This is a genomic window from Cupriavidus pauculus, from assembly GCF_002858765.1.
Lineage (GTDB): Bacteria > Pseudomonadota > Gammaproteobacteria > Burkholderiales > Burkholderiaceae > Cupriavidus > Cupriavidus pauculus_B.
Genome location: NZ_PJRP01000014.1, coordinates 1 through 17,521, shown reverse-complemented (window position 1 = coordinate 17,521; position 17,521 = coordinate 1). Strand labels below are relative to the sequence as shown.

At 59.6% G+C, this 17,521-nt stretch carries 15 protein-coding genes, 1 pseudogene and 1 other annotated feature; of the genes and pseudogenes, 10 read left to right on the top strand and 6 right to left on the bottom strand.

Annotation, left to right across the window (positions count from 1 at the left end):
* Positions 1–12: 12 nt before the first annotated feature.
* From trbG to CYJ10_RS24065, 3 genes are all read left to right on the top strand, one after another.
* Complete coding sequence (gene trbG / locus CYJ10_RS24075; protein ID WP_101683979.1) at positions 13–1,026, top strand: P-type conjugative transfer protein TrbG; 1,014 nt, start codon at positions 13–15, stop codon at positions 1,024–1,026.
* A complete protein-coding gene (locus tag CYJ10_RS24070; RefSeq protein WP_101683978.1) occupies positions 1,023–2,456 on the top strand; it encodes a TrbI/VirB10 family protein in 1,434 nt (477 codons plus the stop codon). Before trbG ends, CYJ10_RS24070 begins: the two co-directional genes overlap by 4 nt.
* A 408-nt stretch (positions 2,457–2,864) precedes the next feature.
* Positions 2,865–3,155, top strand: a complete 291-nt coding sequence (locus tag CYJ10_RS24065; RefSeq protein WP_101683977.1) for a putative quinol monooxygenase — start codon at positions 2,865–2,867, stop codon at positions 3,153–3,155.
* Positions 3,156–3,888: 733 nt separating this feature from the next.
* Here the strand turns inward: CYJ10_RS24065 and CYJ10_RS34255 are convergent.
* Positions 3,889–4,065 (bottom strand): hypothetical protein, encoded by a 177-nt coding sequence (locus CYJ10_RS34255; protein ID WP_180863042.1) that lies wholly within the window; start codon positions 4,063–4,065, stop codon positions 3,889–3,891.
* Between the two features lie 116 nt (positions 4,066–4,181).
* On the opposite strand from CYJ10_RS34255, the gene CYJ10_RS33890 reads away from it, so the two are divergent.
* The 4 genes and pseudogenes from CYJ10_RS33890 (at position 4,182) to CYJ10_RS24040 (ending at position 7,873) form a co-directional block, all read left to right on the top strand.
* Positions 4,182–4,517, top strand: coding sequence for a hypothetical protein (locus CYJ10_RS33890; protein WP_146002104.1), 336 nt, complete (start codon positions 4,182–4,184; stop codon positions 4,515–4,517).
* Between the two features lie 75 nt (positions 4,518–4,592).
* A pseudogene (locus tag CYJ10_RS24050) lies at positions 4,593–4,949 on the top strand (IS3 family transposase); the annotation flags it as partial.
* Positions 4,871–4,984, top strand: a sequence feature (AL1L pseudoknot). Its footprint overlaps the pseudogene before it by 79 nt.
* A 531-nt stretch (positions 4,985–5,515) precedes the next feature.
* A complete protein-coding gene (locus tag CYJ10_RS24045; protein ID WP_101683975.1) occupies positions 5,516–6,634 on the top strand; it encodes a helix-turn-helix transcriptional regulator in 1,119 nt (372 codons plus the stop codon).
* A 231-nt stretch (positions 6,635–6,865) separates the two neighbouring features.
* A complete protein-coding gene (locus tag CYJ10_RS24040) occupies positions 6,866–7,873 on the top strand; it encodes an LGFP repeat-containing protein (RefSeq protein ID WP_101683974.1) in 1,008 nt (335 codons plus the stop codon).
* Between the two features lie 2,056 nt (positions 7,874–9,929).
* On the opposite strand, the gene nhaA is transcribed toward CYJ10_RS24040, so the two are convergent.
* Entirely contained in the window at positions 9,930–11,243 is a 1,314-nt protein-coding gene (gene nhaA / locus CYJ10_RS24030) for a Na+/H+ antiporter NhaA (protein ID WP_101683972.1), read from the bottom strand.
* 344 nt (positions 11,244–11,587) lie between these two features.
* Entirely contained in the window at positions 11,588–11,893 is a 306-nt protein-coding gene (locus tag CYJ10_RS24025; RefSeq protein WP_257993495.1) for a hypothetical protein, read from the bottom strand.
* Between the two features lie 294 nt (positions 11,894–12,187).
* Here CYJ10_RS24025 and mgtA point away from each other — a divergent pair, with 294 nt between their 5' ends.
* The gene (mgtA, locus tag CYJ10_RS24015; RefSeq protein WP_101683971.1) at positions 12,188–14,734 is read left to right on the top strand and encodes a magnesium-translocating P-type ATPase; all 2,547 of its coding nucleotides are present in this window, start codon (positions 12,188–12,190) and stop codon (positions 14,732–14,734) included.
* Between the two features lie 245 nt (positions 14,735–14,979).
* Here mgtA and CYJ10_RS24010 read toward each other — a convergent pair whose 3' ends face one another.
* The 3 genes from CYJ10_RS24010 to CYJ10_RS24000 all read right to left on the bottom strand — a co-directional run bounded on the left by CYJ10_RS24010 (position 14,980) and on the right by CYJ10_RS24000 (position 16,195).
* Positions 14,980–15,240, bottom strand: coding sequence for a transcriptional regulator (locus tag CYJ10_RS24010; protein ID WP_101683970.1), 261 nt, complete (start codon positions 15,238–15,240; stop codon positions 14,980–14,982).
* Positions 15,241–15,362: 122 nt separating this feature from the next.
* Positions 15,363–15,743 (bottom strand): Hsp20/alpha crystallin family protein, encoded by a 381-nt coding sequence (locus CYJ10_RS24005; protein ID WP_101683969.1) that lies wholly within the window; start codon positions 15,741–15,743, stop codon positions 15,363–15,365.
* Positions 15,744–15,760: 17 nt separating this feature from the next.
* Entirely contained in the window at positions 15,761–16,195 is a 435-nt protein-coding gene (locus CYJ10_RS24000) for an Hsp20/alpha crystallin family protein (protein WP_101683968.1), read from the bottom strand.
* A gap of 160 nt (positions 16,196–16,355) precedes the next feature.
* Here CYJ10_RS24000 and CYJ10_RS23995 point away from each other — a divergent pair, with 160 nt between their 5' ends.
* Both CYJ10_RS23995 and CYJ10_RS34430 read left to right on the top strand, forming a co-directional pair.
* Positions 16,356–17,309 carry a DnaJ C-terminal domain-containing protein gene (locus CYJ10_RS23995; protein ID WP_101683967.1) on the top strand — a complete coding sequence of 318 codons (954 nt, stop codon included), beginning with the start codon at positions 16,356–16,358 and terminating at the stop codon, positions 17,307–17,309.
* Between the two features lie 3 nt (positions 17,310–17,312).
* On the top strand, positions 17,313–17,521 hold a 209-nt coding region (locus tag CYJ10_RS34430; protein ID WP_101683966.1), incomplete at its 3' end, for a MerR family transcriptional regulator.

Below are 17,521 nucleotides of genomic sequence, written 5' to 3'. Positions count from 1 at the left end.
AGGAACTATCCTATGATCCCGGTTTTGCGATTTACCGTTGCAATACTTGTAGTGGCCACGCTGGCGGGATGCGCGACACACGGCAAACCTCCGCCCCGGGTCGAACTGTATGCGCCATCGCCGGCCCGGTTTCAGCCTGAACCGCCCCGACCGGTGCAGGTCGTCGAAGTGCCCGCGGTGCTGCCAATGCCTGGGCAGGCGAAGCCTCTTCCGGCGTCCGGGGCCCAGGCCGGCGCAATTCCTGGGGCGCACGCCGAGGAATCCCCCGACGAAACCCTACGGGTATCCCTTGCCAACGCGCAAGCGCGCATGCCGCCCACGCGGGACGGATACCTGAACGCCATTCAGGTATGGCCTTTCGCAGAGGGCGCGTTGTACCAGCTCTATGCGGCACCAGGGCGGCTGACGGTCATATCGCTTCAGGCGGGCGAGGCTCTGGTGACAGTCGCAGCCGGCGATACGGCGCGATGGATCGTCGGAGACACCTCCAACGGCGCTGCCGGGACGCAGCGAGTGAGCATTCTGATCAAGCCGCTGCGCGCCGGTCTGAAGACAAATCTGGTGATCAACACCAATCGGCGTACTTATCTTCTTGAATTAACGTCGACTGAGTCGACATGGATGGCTTCGGTCTCCTGGGAGTACCCGAAGGACCGGCTGCTGGCACTGCGCAGTCAGTCGCAGGCGGCAGACGCGGCAGCACTGGTTGACAAAGAGCTGTCGCTGGCGTCGATTCGGTTTCGCTATGCCATTAAAGGTGACAATCCGCCGTGGAAACCGCTGCGGGCCTTCGACGACGGCCAGAAGGTGTATATCCAGTTTCCGGCCAGTATTGCGCAGGGTGAACTTCCACCTTTGTTCGTCATCGGCAACCGGGGCGATGGTCAACTGGTCAACTATCGCTTCCGAACGCCCTATTACATCGTGGACCGGCTGTTCGGCGCCGCCGAATTGCGGCTGGGCGCGGACAAGGGCGACGTGGTGCGTATCGAGCGGACCGATGGCACCGCGGGTGATGCCTCATGAGGCGACCTGAACCGAGCAAACCGGGCGAAGCGGGCGAGCCGAGTGACCCGGGTGACCCAGGTGATCCGAACGACCAGCCTGTGCAGGAGGTACAGCCTGTTGCGGCAAATCAGCGTGATACGAGTTCCCGGTCGGAGGAGGCGGCCGGCATCGTGCCGCCTGCGCCTTCCAAGGTCGCGCCGGAGGACATTGGTCTTCGGACGGCGCCACACCCCGTAACACGGTTGAACCGGCGCACGCTAATGGGGCTGGCCGGAAGTCTCGCCGTCTTCGTTTTCGGCGTGACCTTGTGGTCGCTTCAGCCGTCCAAGCGTCGCGCTGTGGGCCAGGAGCTTCATAACGTCGGGCAGGTGTCGCCATCGGATGCGGTGACTCAGTTGCCCTCGGATTATTCGATGCTGGCGTCGAGCCGATCCTCGGATCTTTTCCCCGACATACCAAAGTTGGGCCCACCACTGCCGGGCGATCTGGGGCCGGCCCTTGTCAGGGCTCAGGATGCTGCAAGAGTTGGCGACTTGCTCGGCGGCGCCGATGCGGCGCTGGCCGAGCACGAAGCGATGCGCAAAGCCGCTGAAACCGCGGCCGCATCACCAGTGTTCTTTCGATCCGGCAACCAGTCAGCGCTGGCGTCAGTCGCGGATCCGTCGATGTCGCGCGAGCCTGGCGTCGAGGAATCGCCGGCGGGCAGCAAGACCACGGCAAGTGCTGAAGTTTCGTACGACCCACGCGATGGTGAGGGCAGCGTGCTCGGCAATCAGGAGCAACGTGAGCCGCCGGGAGCCTCAGTATCGAAAGATGGCTCTCCCGTCCCCGGGCTTCAGCTTCCAGCTTCGCCTTACCAGGTGATGGCAGGTACGGTAATCCCGGCGGCATTGGTGACAGGCATCCAGTCCGATCTTCCCGGGGAGGTGATTGGAACCGTGACAGAGCCCGTTTTTGACACCGCGACCGGGCAGCATCTTCTGATTCCGCAGGGCTCCCGTATCCTTGGGAAATACAACGAAATGATCGGCTTCGGGCAGCGACGCGTGCAAGTGGCCTGGAATCGGATCATCTTTCCCGACACCTCTTCGGTGACGCTGAACAATCTGATTGGGACGGATGCCGCCGGCTATGCCGGCCTGCAGGATGGCGTTGACTGGCATTGGGATCGGCTCTTTGCCGGTGCAGCGCTCACGACCCTCCTGGGCGTGGCTGCCGAGTTGGCTGCGCCCGGGGATCGCCAGCACGGGGATCGGGTCATACTTGCCGGTCGGGATGGTCTGCAGAACAGTGTGAATGGCGTGGGTCAGGAAGTCGTGCGCCGCAATCTTGATGTTCAACCTACGCTGACCCAGCGACCTGGATTTCCGTTGCGGATCGTCGTCAATCGTGATCTGGTGCTCCGGCCATACAAGCCGCTGCTCTTCCAACGACAGGCTTCGCCGTGAGCCTCAACGCGGATAGCCCGCGCCGCCGGGTCTATCCGCTTTCTGAGCGTGCCCGCCTTTTAGTATTTTCGACTGGGCGAAGTCTGATAGCACCATGCACTGCCGCCCAACCTGCTGCGAGGGTCCGGATTGGTTGCGGACTCAACATCTTGGCAATGTCGGATGATGCGTTGACAGAAGGTAGGTGTCGCCTGCCCGAGCACTCAGCGCGGCCACGGAGCGCCGTGCAACGATTGCGCGTCCCGCGTGCGTAACGACGTGGTCATCGCCTTTTCTTATAATTACGCTTTTTACGTCTGGATTTTCATTGCCGCCCCACGAGGGCACGCATGAATAGCGCGTTCGCATTGGGCGCTGTCCAGTGTAGACGGGCAATCAGCCAGTCATCAGTCAAGGGGATTTGAAGGAATGGAGCGGGTCGTAGTCATTGCAAGTATCAGACCTTATGCGGGGCATGAACGAGAGGTAGTGGACGCACTGCTTAAGGCGGTGACCTTTGCAAGGCTGGAGCCCGGATGCCAACGCTGCGAACTGCATCGGGGTCGCGATGACGAGCAGCATTCGCTTGTGCTCGTTGAGCGTTGGGGAACGACTGAGGACTGGAGGAAGCATCAGGGGAGTGCCGCGTCGCAGGCGTTGAAGGCCGACATCGCGGGTATTGCGGATCTGGAAGTCAGGCGACTTCAGCGGCTGGCATAGTCGTCCTGCCTCAAAAGGACGGGGCGTTGCAACCTCATCCTTGGTATCGACGATGAGATAAACCGACTGCCGTTCGTCAACCACAGTTCACCTATTTGGGAGGCCCGGCCGAGCCCTTACGTTGGCTAGGCATCAATAGTGGTCTGTTTGCCGCAAGCCTCAGCGGCCTGGAAGAAAAACTCACCAACCATCCTTCACGCACCGCCATTGGCTATCCGGCGAGCCACTGCGCGGATGGAACGCTTAGCGTCACCGTAACGATCGCGCGATGGACGTTGATTGATGCGTGGAAGGTCGACGCCTAGAGTTTGTGGTGATCGCCAGGACGTCTAGTAAAGGCAGCGCTGACTACGCACGTAGGGTCGTTGCACGCTCGGCGGCGTCCACAGTGTTGCTTGCGCTTGTTTGCGCTATCTCACCCAGACCCATGACCCTCTCGCACGCTCAACTTCGTCTGACTTCGTTGCTGGACGGTGGCTATGTATTGACGATCAGACGGTGCCCGGTGAGTACCAGGCCTCTTGGTGTTGACGTGGTGCAGCCAGCATCTAGGGAAATAGCGGGACAAGTATCGTGGTGCCGTATCGAGGCACTGCTTCGCGCGAGAAAAGTAGTGCTGGATACCGGGGACGAAACAACGGCGACCGCCGTTGTGGCCCGACAGTAACTGCTCCGGCTACTGTCCTCTACCGGGTCCGGTCACAAAGCGCTGCGCATGGCAGCGTCCGAGTGTTCAACGCGCTTGGGCGGCCGGGATATATGCCTCGGCAATCGCCTGGGCATTGTGGAGGTAGAGATCCCAGCCGCCGGCCCAGTAGTTGGCCCACCAGCCAGATGACGGCTGGTCAGCATCGCGCGTGGGTTGGCTGGCGAGTGTTGCTGCGTGCGGGACGTACGAGAGAGGGGTCATTTGCGGTGGCCTGTAGACGTAATCGAGTGGTGCGTCCTGTGCGAGATAGGTAATTTCCCGTACAGGGTTTTCCCGAATTTTAGCAGGGCCCCTCACCCGGCCGGCATGCCAGTACGGTGGATACTCGCCATCAGCTTGCTGTGATATTTGCCTGTCACCGAAACGAGACTGGATCAGCAAGGCGTCAAGAGGTCCTGACGCCACAAATCGCCCTCTTTTTCTTCAGGAAATCAGATCACCCCGGCTGCGTCATTGCTATGCCCATCAGCCCGCGCTTCGCCTTCTTTGCCTGCCCGGAAAAGGGTGTAGCAGAGTACCTTGCGAAGTTCTACGGCCTTCGATCCTTGGCCGAATGGCTCAACTTCCAAGTGGTTCGGCTGGCAAATGCCCAGGTGTACGCCGGGGACACCAGCCTCACCGACTTTGTGCGCGTGCATCTGGCGCCGGAATAGCTGTCTCTCGGCGAAGCCAGCGCGCGGGGCGCTGAACCGCCCCGGGTTTAGTGGAGGCTCCAGAGAATGGAGCCCATGAGCAAGCAAGCCAAGTTTTCCCCTGAGGTCCGAGAGCGGGCTGTACGTCTGGTTCGTGAGCAGCGCAGCGAGCGTCCGTCGCTGTGGGCGGCAGTCAAATCCATCGCACCGATGATCGGTTGCACAAGCCAGACACTGTTGGGGTGCGTCAAACAAGAGCAAGTCGAGAGCGGCGAGCGCGATGGCGTGACCACGTCGGAGCGCGAACGCCTCAAGGCGCTGGAGCGTGAGGTAAAGGAGTTGCGCCGCGCCAACGAGATCCTGAAGCTGGCGAGCGCGTTTTTTCGCCCAGGCGGAACTCGACCGCCGTTTGAAGTCCTGAAGGCCTTTGTCGAGCGGCATCGCGACGCCTTTGTCCCATCCCAACACCCTAACATCAGGGCGTTGCACTTCATTCTAGAGACCGCCCAAAATAGAGTGGCTCTTGCTGACCGGCACCCTCCCCCAATGGCATTGAATGTAATGAGGTGATAGCTGCACATTGGTATATAGGTGGTGCGAATATCAAGCAGGCACGAATGGAGAGTAAGTTGCTGCGGTCCATCGGTTGGATACAAATGAGAGCCCGCAAGCGATCAATAACAGATGGAAGCGCTTTGAAATTGCACACCCTGCACAGTCATCTAGACTTGAACGCGCTTCCGCATGGCGCAGGCTGCCGCTACTCGGGGTCACACCGCGCGACCAACGCCTGCAGCACACGCTGTGCCACTATGGACACTCTCTAATGGATGGCCTTTAGCGGGTGCATCACTTTCCGCGCCGTGACGAAGCGCGACGGCTTTGGCAAAAATGCGTTCCACGTTAGCGCCGAAGGTCGATCGAAAAATCGCGCAGAGCTAGCGCGCCATTGCCATGGCCGTGTGAGGACGTGCGAATGAAGTCCGCTTGATCGAACGAACCTTGTCCGGGAGACCGCGGTGACAGCCACCGATCAGTTGTTTCAGGTTATACAGCTCACGTATCGGGCAGTCCTTTGCGAGGATGCGTGGGACGTACCGCTCGAGGCATTCTCGCGTTTGGTTAAGGCCGAGCGCTCCATGATCGCACTTGGCGACGTGTCGGGCGGCACGATTCTCGCGGCATATGGTATGAGCGTTCATGCATGCCAACAAATTCGCCAGCAACTGGCGACTGCATGCCCCGCCTGGATTGCGACGATACCTGTCGGTGTACCCACACCGCAGACCTCGCGCATTTCCGATTCGGAGTTCGCCAAGTCTGACCTCTATCAGAAGGCTGTCCGTCCAGTTGATGGCTTCTATGGCATGGTGACGCCGCTCTTCCGAGTCCGCCGCCGGAGCGCGCTTTTTGTGGCGGGACGCGTCCGCGGTGACCGTGATTTTCAGCGCGACGATGTCGCGACGGCGGCCACGTTTGTTCCTCATCTGCAGACTGCGCTGGACCTGCGGGCGCGAATTGCGGCGACCGAGCAGCGAGTCGCCGTGTCGGAAAGGCTGGTACCGGACAGGGGTGTCGGCCTGATCTGGCTCGATGAGGATCTGCGTCCGATTCATGCAGACGCGACGGCCTTGAAGCTTGCGGGCAAATATCTGACCATACAGCCCGCCGGCATTTCGGCGGCAGTTCCGCAAGACGGACAAACATTGTTTGCGACGATAGCGCGGGCGGCGATCCTTTCCCATTCACGCGGGCGTCGGGGGGCGCCAATTGCCATTGACGGAAGCCTCTGCTGCCATCTTTCCCGCGAGTGGCCCTTGCCGCCGCTTTCGATTACTGTAGTCCCCCTGGATCCTGACGTGCCCTGGATGATGGATGCCGCACGGTTGGTAATGGTGCTGACTGAGGAGGGCGGCAAGCCGCTGGCGGCAGGCGCGGCGGAACGGCTGAGCGAGCTGACGCCACGGGAGCGGGATCTGGTCGCGCAACTACTGGAGGGGCGCTCGCTCGACGAAGCTGGCCGCCACCTGAACATCAGCAAAGAGACGGCGCGCACATACCTGAGGCGAGTGTTCGCCAAAACTGACACGCATCGACAGGGCGAACTGATTGCGCTGCTAAGGAAGAGCGGTTACTGATTTCGGCGTGGCCAGTCTTTTTGGTGCTTTGCGGGAAGCGCCGCCTGTTTCCATTCGTGGCTGTTCTCGAACATTCTCGTCCGCGTCTCCATTTGAGGATGTCAGCCCATAACTCGTGTCTCCCGTTTGGAGCTACTCGTTTTCGGCACCAATTCTAGACTTAGCCCGAGCCCGTGCAGCGAAGGTAACGCAAGGCTCAATGATCGGGTCAATTAATCGGGAGAGTCTCGTATGCCAAACGTCGCGACGAATCTGAAAGCCGCAGGGCCTTTCGTAAAGACAGGGTTTCGCCCGCCCATCTTCGATCCAGGGCGACTCGTCATCAATCCCGAGCGAATCTTCGAGAGTTATTGGAACAAACTTGGCGGATCACCAGGCAAAGCCGTCTCCGACGTCGAGAGCGTGGCTGGCGGCAAGCGGAAGCGATACGAACACGGCGCGCTCTACTATGGTGGCCCGACGAAACACCCCGTGTGGGTCTACGGCGCGATTGGCGACCGCTATGACCAGTTGGGCGGCCCTGGCTCGTGGCTCGGGTTCCCTTTTTCGGACGAGGCCGCATTTCCTCAAAGCGGCCGGGTGAGTCAGTTCGAGCATGGGGCCATCTACTGGTGGCCTGACGTTGGTGCGATCGAGTTGAGGGACGTCGTAGTTCACTACACCGGTCTTCTTTGCTTCGGCGAGAGCGACTCAGACCAGTTTTTTTCGGACTCGGATGAACCCTATGTGGTGATCGGCACAGTGACCCCGTTCGGATCGGAATCTGACCGGAGTGCGATCTATGACGATGTCGACGGTGGGGAGGGCGTCCCTGACCTGAAAGAAATCTATCGCGGGCCTCCGTACGGCATCACGATCAGCTCCCTGATCATTGAGCATGATGATGAGAACCCGGATCGATACAAGGACGCCATGAGTGCGGCGGTGGCTGCTGCCGCCACTGGCGTGACGGCGGCGGTGGCGGTGATTCCCGCCGTTGGAGCGTTGCTGGCAACGGTGGTGGGACCTTTGCTGGCAAGTACGGTACCGGTGATCAGCTCGACATTGAATGATGCGCTGGATCTGGCCGACGACACCATTGGCTACGGCAACTTTATGCTCACGGCGAAAGACATGGTGGTCATGGCAGCCCGCAAGCCGGTCGAAACCTATCACGGTGTGGGCTTCAAGGTGCAGACGCCGCTGATCTCGCGTGACGGGGCGTCCTACAAGGCTTGCTACAGCGTGGTCTCGGTCTAGATTGTTTGAAGCGCACGGGCGAGCCGACCCACTAGTGGCCGGCTTGGGCGTGCGCTTCAGAATTGGATTGAGGCGTGCCCGCCGCCGCCGTCAAGGGGTAGCTGGCAGCTCCCAACTCTTGGCGGAGATCCGGGCTTCGGAGTTGTCGGAACTGCGACCGTCGCAGGACGACCCTTCTGAGACATCGGACTGCAGGGAAGCGGGCGGCAGCTCTGAACTGTTCTTGCGTCATTTCTTGAGGCTATGAGAAGAGTGAATCGTCGACGCAGCAGGATCTGCAACACAACCATTCGCGAACATTGGCTTGCAGAGTTCTCTTCCCGACCACTGAGTCCGCGTTCGACTATGGAGAGGAAAAAGCGTGAGACGACATCTCGACGTTTTGATTGCCGATATGCCGGAGAGAAGCCTCTGCCGAAGCGGTGCCCATTGATGGACTCGAGGCTTGCGGATGGGCGCGCTTGGCGCCCATCGCGATTTCTACCAACCATTCAGGATCTTAAGATCGCGAACTGTCGGAGTATCCATCGCGGTTGGTGACCCGCGCGCCCTCGGTGAACACATCGCGCCTCCCTATTTCTGTGACTCTCGCCCCATCGGCGTAGACGTCAAACTTGGTGGCTTTTCCTCCATCGGTATAGGGATCGCGCGGACTCATCGTGCCGGCGCCATCAGTGTAGATATCCCGAGTGCTCGTACCGGCGTATGCCACCCCGGCGCCAAGCACGGTACTCACTACAGCAAGCAGTAAGACGTTCTTTAGCATGTTCCACCTCTTCTTCAAGTGTTGGTTTATCGGCTAGTAGGAATTACTAGAAGGTGAAGCACCAGCCCCGCAAGCGGAAAGCAACCTGGCGGTCGGTCATCCATTAAAACGATCCCACTCGCCGGACATCGATTGACATCGAACGAACGGCGTCTTTGGCTATTATTGGGGGGAGGCGAGCAGAGGTCGCCGTGTGGCATCTTGCATGAAATTTCCAGGAATCCCCGTGAGTGACTTCAGGAGTCACCAGTCCAAAGACGTTGTCTAGGGGGGAGAGGGCCCGGAAACGAGTGGTAGATCCAGAAGCACGTAGCTTCAGGAACAGTGCGAATAGCAGTATAGGGATCCATCGCATCGCCTCCTAGGACCCTTACAAATGGCCCGACAAGCGTTGTGCCATGCACCTGCTACAGCTGCAGGCACACCGGTCCTCCACCGCGGGAAACCCCAAATCGGGAATCTGGCAATCTTCGTCGACCGGATCTATTGCGAACTCCCTGGCAGGCTGGGCGCGCGACGATCGCGCATCGGAGCGCTCGGAGCATCGGCACTACTCACACGCCTTGGCTACATTGCCATGGCAGTCCCGTGCGTGCTGCTATGGCGTGCCCACGACCAGGCGCGCGGCTGTTCGTTTCGCGCTCAGCGGTGTGACAATCTATCCGGCGGACGGGCTTGTCGAATGTGCGTTTTTACGAAGGCGACCAAGAGCAACGCGCCTCTCGACTCGCCACAGCGGGATTGATTCCACCACCATGTTCCGGTCAGGTTCCCAAAGGTTGGCTCCGAGGACGCGCCCGTCGAGCCGCGACCGTAGGATTAGCAGCTTGTAACCTTGCAGTAGCAGTGCGACGACTGCGTCGTTCGACGAACCTGGGGCTGGCTTGCGGAAACATTGACAGATAGCCAACCGGCCATTGAACGTGCTGCAATGCACGTGAATGTCATGATTAAAGTTTCTCGCCGCGTTGGAATGAGGTATTTACGCGGGGCTGCTGCGTTGGTATGACAGACAGGCAATCTTAGAGCTTCCACGACTTGGCTGACTGAGTGATTGAGGGCATGGCGTTGACGAATGAGCAACGAGCATACATCAGGCGAAGCGGCCAAAATAGCGCACGATCTAACGATACAGCTCGGTCGAGCGAAGCGGGCTGACACTGCGAACCTACTGGAGCAGCGACTGCCCGCACTGCCCCATCAAGGACCAATGTACGCCGGCGGGATCACCGCCGCATCCGTCCGATAGGAACACGAAGTGGTACTCGAAGCGATGCAGAGTCAATCGTCTCAGCGCCGGGTCGATCCCGAGAAACATATCAGGACAAGCATCCCGGCTATGGCCGAAACCAGCGAACCCACCAGAATGCCAACCTTGACGGAGCCGAGGAGATCAGGGCTGAAAGCCAACCCGGCGATGAACAGTGCCATGGTAAAACCGATTCCAGCCAGAATACTGCCGGCTGCCAGAGTGCGCCAGGGCAGGTCTTCGGGGCGATTTGCCACGCGCAGTTTCACGGCGAGAGCGCTTAGCATTACGATGCCAACGGGCTTTGCAACCACGAAAGCGACAATGACGGCCAATGCCAAGGTTGTATCGAATTTGTCAAAAATGATCGTTACCCCTGCATTTGCCAGCGCAAAAACCGGCATGACCGCGAAGGCGATCCATGGGTGAAGGGCGATCTCAAGCCGTTCAATCGGCGACAGCGCCTCTCGCGCCGCCACACCGGCCCGTTGGAGATCGCGTCGCCCAGCCGTGTCGCCGCTCCAGTGTTTGCCCGGCGGATAGGAAACCACGCGGTTGAGGATGGCATGCAGGCGATCATCGCTGATCCAACTGCGCGCAGGTGTCATCAGCCCCAGGATCACGCCTGTTAGTGTCGCGTGAATGCCCGACGCGTCTAGCGCTACCCAGACACCGATGCCAATAGCGAAATAAAGTGGAACGCTTCGGACGCCGAGCCACCCGATTCCTGCCACGACAGCGAGGCCCAGGCCCGCCAGCGCCAACGGGGTCCACTGTAAGGCATCACCATAACCGATGGCCACTACAAGGATGGCCGCAATGTCGTCGAAAATCGCCAGTGCCAACAGGAACAGTCTCAGGCTTTCAGGCACACGGCTGCCGAGCAACGCAAGGCAACCTATGACGAAGGCAGTGTCGGTCGACATGACCGTACCCCAACCACGCGCGCTTGGTTCTTCCCCGACTAATAGTAAATAGAGTCCGACGGGTAAGATCATTCCACCGAGCGCGCCGGCCAGTGGCAACATCGTCAGTCGTGGGTCGCGAAGCTCTCCTAATATCATTTCCCGCTTGAGCTCAAGCGCGACGACAAAGAAAAACAGCGTCATCAAACCGTCGTTGATCCAGTGCTGTAGCGAGCGCGAGAATTCAATATCGCCCAATGATAAACCGACTCGTATTTCCCAAAGCGCAAAGTACTGAGAGGACCAGGCCGAATTGGCTAACGACAATGCAACCACCACGCAAAGTAACAGGATGGCGCCAGCCATCGCCTCAATTCGGATGAAGCGCAGAAACGGCCCGGTGAACTGATCCGCTAGTTCCCTTGGCAAATGTGCGAGGTCTTCTTTCATATTGGCAGGGCCTGCTGCGCGATGGCGCGAAAGGAGCGTTGATCGCATGATACGGCGACGAGAAGGATCAGTTGCTTTCTGGCGATGGTACTCCTCAGGCCATTGCGCGAATTTTGCGACATGCGGCCGAGCTATTCGCGCATCTATGCGATTTTGGCATAGCGCACATTTTTAGGATCAGAACGACTCTTCGAGAGCGGGGACCTTGGTCGAGCGCTAGACGGCATGACAGGAAGGCCACATGCACGCCGGCGATCCCTCAGAGCAGAACAAAAAAAATCCTCGACCGAGTTGGACGAGGGCGGAGGTCGCGCCGGACATACGGCGCTCGTTACTCGGCGATGCTATGGTCTCCGGACGTTCTCGTCATATACATCCCGGCCGAGGCTCATCAAGCTATCGTCGTCAACGAACGGAGACGTTACAAGATCGAAATCGACGGCCCATGGCGCAGCATGGTTTCCGTAGTACTGGCGGATTTCCCTGCCGAAGCCTACTGACATGGTGTGACCGTGAGCCGGCGCAGCGCCCGCAGCGTCTTCAATTGTTGTCACGGCAAATCCGTCGGGTGTGACCCCGTTACACAGACAGGTCTCCCAGAGAGCTTCCTGCTCCAAAGGAGGGAACTGATTCAGCATCGTGTCCAGCATGGGTTGTCTCCTGATGCCGGCATGTAACGAGGAAAGGCCGAGGCCGGCAAAGGCGGCGGTTGGCTCGGGTGCTCGCCCTCTCCATATTCTGTTACTCCGCATTCTTGATATCCGCCTTGACTTCGCCGTACGCTGCCTGTGTCTTGCCAATATGCTTCTGCAGCGTTCCCGAAACTTGGGCACGCTTCGCCACGACTGGGCACGATCTGGTACTGGCTGTGGAGCAACTTCATTGACATGGACACGCCGACCAGAGTGGTACCGTTATGCGCAAGCTCGCAGGAGGAATCCATCATGCCTACCCCCGCCGTCAAAACGGATTCCGCATTCTGGCAGCTCCCTGTTGCGGCGCTATTGGAACAGGTAGCCACAAGCCCTAACGGACTGAGCAGCGCCGCGGCGGCGTCGCGCCTGGCACAGTTTGGCCCAAACCTGATCCATGGGGAGCGGAAAAGAGCGCTGATCCTTCAATTTCTGACCAAGTTCCGCAATCCCTTGGTCATCATTCTCCTCACTGCTAGCACCCTTTCCGCTTTCACCGGCGACACCGTCAGCTTCTTCATTATCGGTACCATCGTCCTCATCAGCGTGTCCCTCGATTTCATCCAGGAATATCGGGCTGGTCAGGCAGCGGATCGACTGCGCCAGTCGGTGGCAGTACGGGGGCAGGTCCTGCGGGACGGCAAGCCCCTTGAGATACCGCTTGCGGAGTTGGTGCCCGGCGATGTAGCGCTCCTTACCGCCGGCGACCTGGTTCCCTGCGACGGGAGGGTGCTGGAGGCGAAGGACTTCTTTGTCAACCAGGCCCTCCTTACCGGCGAACCATATCCGGTGGAAAAGACCCCCGGTGAATTGTCGCGAGAGACGGAGATCCTCTCTGCCAGCAATACCGTGCTGTTGGGGACATCGGTGATCAGTGGCACGGCCAGGGTGCTGATGTGCCGCACCGGGCAGAATACGGCGCTTGGTGAGATCGCCGACACCCTGCTGGTCACGGCCCCGCCCACCGCCTTCGAGCAGGGGACCCACCGATTCGGGAATCTCATCATGCGCATGACGATCCTCCTCGTCCTGTTCGTCCTTCTCGTCAACGCCTTCCTTCACCGCCCATGGCTCGAATCATTCCTGTTTGCCGTGGCTCTGGCCGTCGGGTTGACGCCGGAACTCCTCCCCATGGTGGTCTCCGTGACGCTGTCGCGAGGCGCACTGCGCATGGCAGCCAGCAAGGTGATCGTTAAGAGGCTCGCCTCGATCCACAATCTGGGCAGCATGGACGTATTCTGTACCGACAAGACTGGCACGCTGACGGAGGCCCGGATCCATTTAGAGCGTCACCTGGACCCCCTGGGCCGGGAAAGTCAGCGGGTCCTGGAACTGGCCTACTTCAACAGCTTTTTTGAAACGGGACTAAGAAGCCCGCTGGATGATGCCATTCTGGAGCACACAGAAATCGACGTGAGCGGCTGGCGCAAGATCGATGAAGTGCAGTTCGACTTCGAACGCCGCCGGGTGTCTGTGCTCCTTGACAACGGGACGAGCCGATTGCTCGTGGTCAAGGGAGCCCCCGAGGATATCCTGCGTCTGTCGGTCAGCTACGGGTTGAATGGAGAGGCCGATCCGCGGCCCCTGAATGAAGCGACGCTCAAAGGGATCAACGGGCAATTTGAAAGTCTCAGTAAAGAGGGTTTCCGGGTGCTGGGCATCGCTTCACGGCAGGTGGGGATGGACCACCTCCATGCCGTGGTGGGCGATGAAACGGAACTGGTCTTTGCTGGCTTTGCTGCCTTCCTCGATCCCCCCAAGGAGAGTGCCAAGGCGGCCTTGGCGGAGCTCGCCGCCGATGGGGTCGAGGTCAAGATCATCACCGGTGATAATGAATTGGTCACGCAGCATGTCTTCGCCCAACTTGGGCTCCCGGTAGTGGGTGTGCTTACCGGCGCGCAGATCCACCAAATGGATGACCCGGCACTCGCAGCGCGGGTGGAGCAAGTGAACCTCTTCTGCCGTGTGGCGCCTACCCAGAAAAACCGGGTCATTCTGGCGCTGAAGCAGCGCGGTCATGTGGTCGGGTATCTCGGCGACGGAATCAATGACGCGCCGTCACTCCATTCCGCCGATGTGGGGATTTCCGTGGACGGTGCCGTGGACGTGGCGAAAGCGGCGGCAGACATGATCCTGCTGGAACACGATCTGGTAGTCCTCCATGCCGGCGTCCTAGAAGGACGGCGCACGTTTGGCAACATCATGAAATACATCATGATGGGAACTAGCTCTAATTTCGGCAACATGTTCAGCATGGCCGGCGCTTCGCTTGTTCTCCCCTTCCTCCCGATGCTGCCGGTGCAGGTCCTGCTCAACAATCTCCTCTACGATGTATCCGAACTGCCTATTCCACTGGATCGGGTAGATGATGATTACTTGAGCCACCCCCGCCACTGGGACATGAATTTCATCCGCAATTTCATGTTGATTATCGGCCCGGTCAGCTCGATCTTCGACTTCCTCACCTTCTACATCATGCTGACGGTCTTTCATGCTGGCGAGAGGCTGTTCCATACCGGCTGGTTTATTGAGTCCATGGCCACACAGGTGCTGGTTATCTTCATCATCCGCACCCGTAGGAATCCTTTCAGGAGCTACCCGAATCCGTGGCTCATCGCCTGTTCACTGGCAGTGGTGGCAGTGGCCGTGCTGCTGCCGTTCACCCCTGCTGGCGTGCATCTCGGCTTCGTCGCGCCGCCGGCAATCTTCTTTCTGATTCTCGCTGCTATGCTGCTCTTCTATCTGTTGGCGGTGGAAGGCATGAAACAATGGTTCTTCCGCCGCTTTGCAGCAGCGTGACGCAGAAGGGGACATTCTTATCCCAGCTACGCCATCCTTCACCGCAACAAAGAAGTCATCTGAACGGCATTACCGGCGGCACCCGATTGACTCCCACCGTAGGGATCTCGGTCAAGGAAAACTGGAGGGGACGTGGAAGGAGAAGTTGTTCCTCCGGGTACGATGCGCATGGTCTGGGTATGGCTGCTTCCAAGCGAGTATCCAATTCGGCAGTTTCACCCGCCGCCTCAATAGCAGGCAGGATTTCATTCCGATTTTTCGAAGATTCCGGCCTCGAGATCTTTCCTAAAATGCTGAACCCAATCGGTTTCATAGCCGATGGGGTATTCCCTTGTAACTTGTGTCGATAGTCTGGTTACCGTGACGTAGCCCTGCAAACCGAAGTTCTCGTCGCCTTTTGGGTCAGTCGTATCCGTTTCCAGGAGTTCGAAATCACCTGCTGCCAGACCATTACGCTGCAAGGTCGCAAGAAAGTCCTGTTGTTCATCTAGTTCGATCAGTCGCATCGTCGGCTCCTCACTGTTCAAAGGGGCGAAAACCGGAACTCTCTTTCAACGACTCCAGTATCACGTCGGCCCTCCTACGTGTGTGCAACCATGCGTGATGCCCACGACCCGCTCGGCTTACATCACGCCACCTTGACCTGAATGCGGCTCGGTTGCGCGTATTCGGCTTTCGGGATGCGCAGCTTGAGCACGCCGTGGTTGAACTCGGCGACGACCTTCTCGGCATCTAGTTCCTTGGATAGCGTGAACACGCGCCGGTAACGGGGCAGGGAAACCTCCGCGTAACTGGCTTCCATGCCTTCCGGCAGATCCAGGGCGACGTCACCCTTGATGGTCAGGATATCGCCTTGCACCTGCACGACCAGCTTGTCCTTGGGCACACCCGGCAGATCGGCGTACAGGGTGATGCCTGCGGCGTCCTCGTACACATTCGCTGGCGGCATCAGGGCCGCTTCAGTGCTGCCAGTGTCGGCTTGCGTGGCGACAGCAGTATTTTCGCTCATGCCTTGATCCTCCTCGCTCACAGGATGCTGATTTGGCGCGGCTGCGCGGCTTCGAGGCGCTGGATGCTGATGTGCAGCACGCCGTCGCGGTACTTAGCCTCCACCGCATTGGGATTCACGTCGTTTGGTAGGCTCACCACACGGCGGAAGCGGCCGGCGAAGCGCTCATCGATATGCACGGAGGTTTGCTCGTCCTTGGCGGGGAGATCGGGCTTGCGCTCGCCAACAATGGTCAGCACGCTCTTCACCAACTGCACGTCGATGCTAGCCGGATCGACGCCAGGGGCAAAAGCGTAGATTTCCACTGAGTGGGATGTGCCGCCTACATTTATGGCCGGAAAATTGACCCGACCGCGAATGCTGTGAGACAGCTCGAATGGCTGCTGCAACTCGCGCTGTAGGCGTTCCAGTTCTGAGAATACGTCACGGGGAAACAACGATTGATACATCATGTTTGCCTCCATTCGCTTTCGCGCGGGCGCCATCTACTGACGCCTCCGGTTGCAATGGTAAGACTTCGCGTGGGGGTTTTAAGTTCTTGATTTGACTGTTATTCGGCATCACTCTTCCGAGGTGAAGGGCAGCCCTCGAGACCGGAAAAGGGGAACACGCATGGAGTTCCACGACTACTACAAAGCGCTGGGGGTGGCACACGATGCCGCGGCGGAGGACATCAAGAAGGCGTTCCGCAAGCTCGCGCGCAAGTTCCATCCGGACGTTTCCAAGGAGTCGGATTCAGAGCTGCGCATGAGGCAGCTCAACGAGGCCTACGCCGTCCTCTCCGACCCGGAAAAGCGCGCCGCGTACGATCAGTTGGGGCGAGGCCATCAGCCCGGCCAGGAGTTCCGTCCGCCACCGGACTGGGGCACCGGCTTCGAGTTCTCCAGCCAGGGCTTCTCGCCCCAGGAAGAGGCCGATTTCAGCGACTTCTTCGCCGAGCTGTTTGGCCATGCCGGAGGCAGACACCGCGGCTTCCATGCACACGGTGGCGGCTTCCAGTCACGCGGTGTGGATCACCACGCCAAAGTGCTGCTGGACCTGGAAGACGCCTTTACCGGCGCCACCCGCCAACTTTCGCTGCGGGTGCCAAGCATGGACGCCCAGGGCGCGGTGCAGCTCAGGAGCCGGACCCTCAGCGTGAAAACTCCCAAAGGCGTGCGCGAAGGTCAGCTCATCCGTCTGGCCGGACAAGGGGCGCCGGGGATCGGCGGTGCGCCGGCGGGGGATCTTTTTCTGGAGGTGCATTTCAAACCGCACGACAGACTGAAAGTGAAGGGGCGAAATCTACACCTCACCCTGCCGGTGGCGCCATGGGAGGCGGCGCTGGGGGCGGTGGTGCCCATCGATCTGCCTGGGGGCGAACTGAAAGTGCGCATTCCCCCTGGCGCCCAGAGCGGCAGCGAGCTACGTGTGCGCGGCAAGGGCATTCCCGCTAGCCCACCGGGCGATGTGCTGCTCGACATCCGGGTGGTGTTGCCGCCGGCAAACACCCCGAAGGCGCGGGAGCTTTATGAAACCATGGCGCGGGAATTGACCTTTGATCCGCGACCGGAAAGGAGAGTCTGACCCATGCCTGATGATGACGTTCTCATCGCCTGCCTGATGGAAGATGCTTGGCTGACTCTGGAGCAGGTCGCGGCAGCCTGCATGGTAGAACCAGATTGGCTTATGCGGCATGTAGATGAGGGCTTGTTCCTCCATGCCGTAAGTGTCGCTGGAGTCTGGCAATTTTCCAGCGCCAGCCTCCGACGGGCGCGGCGCATGTGGCAGTTGGAGCG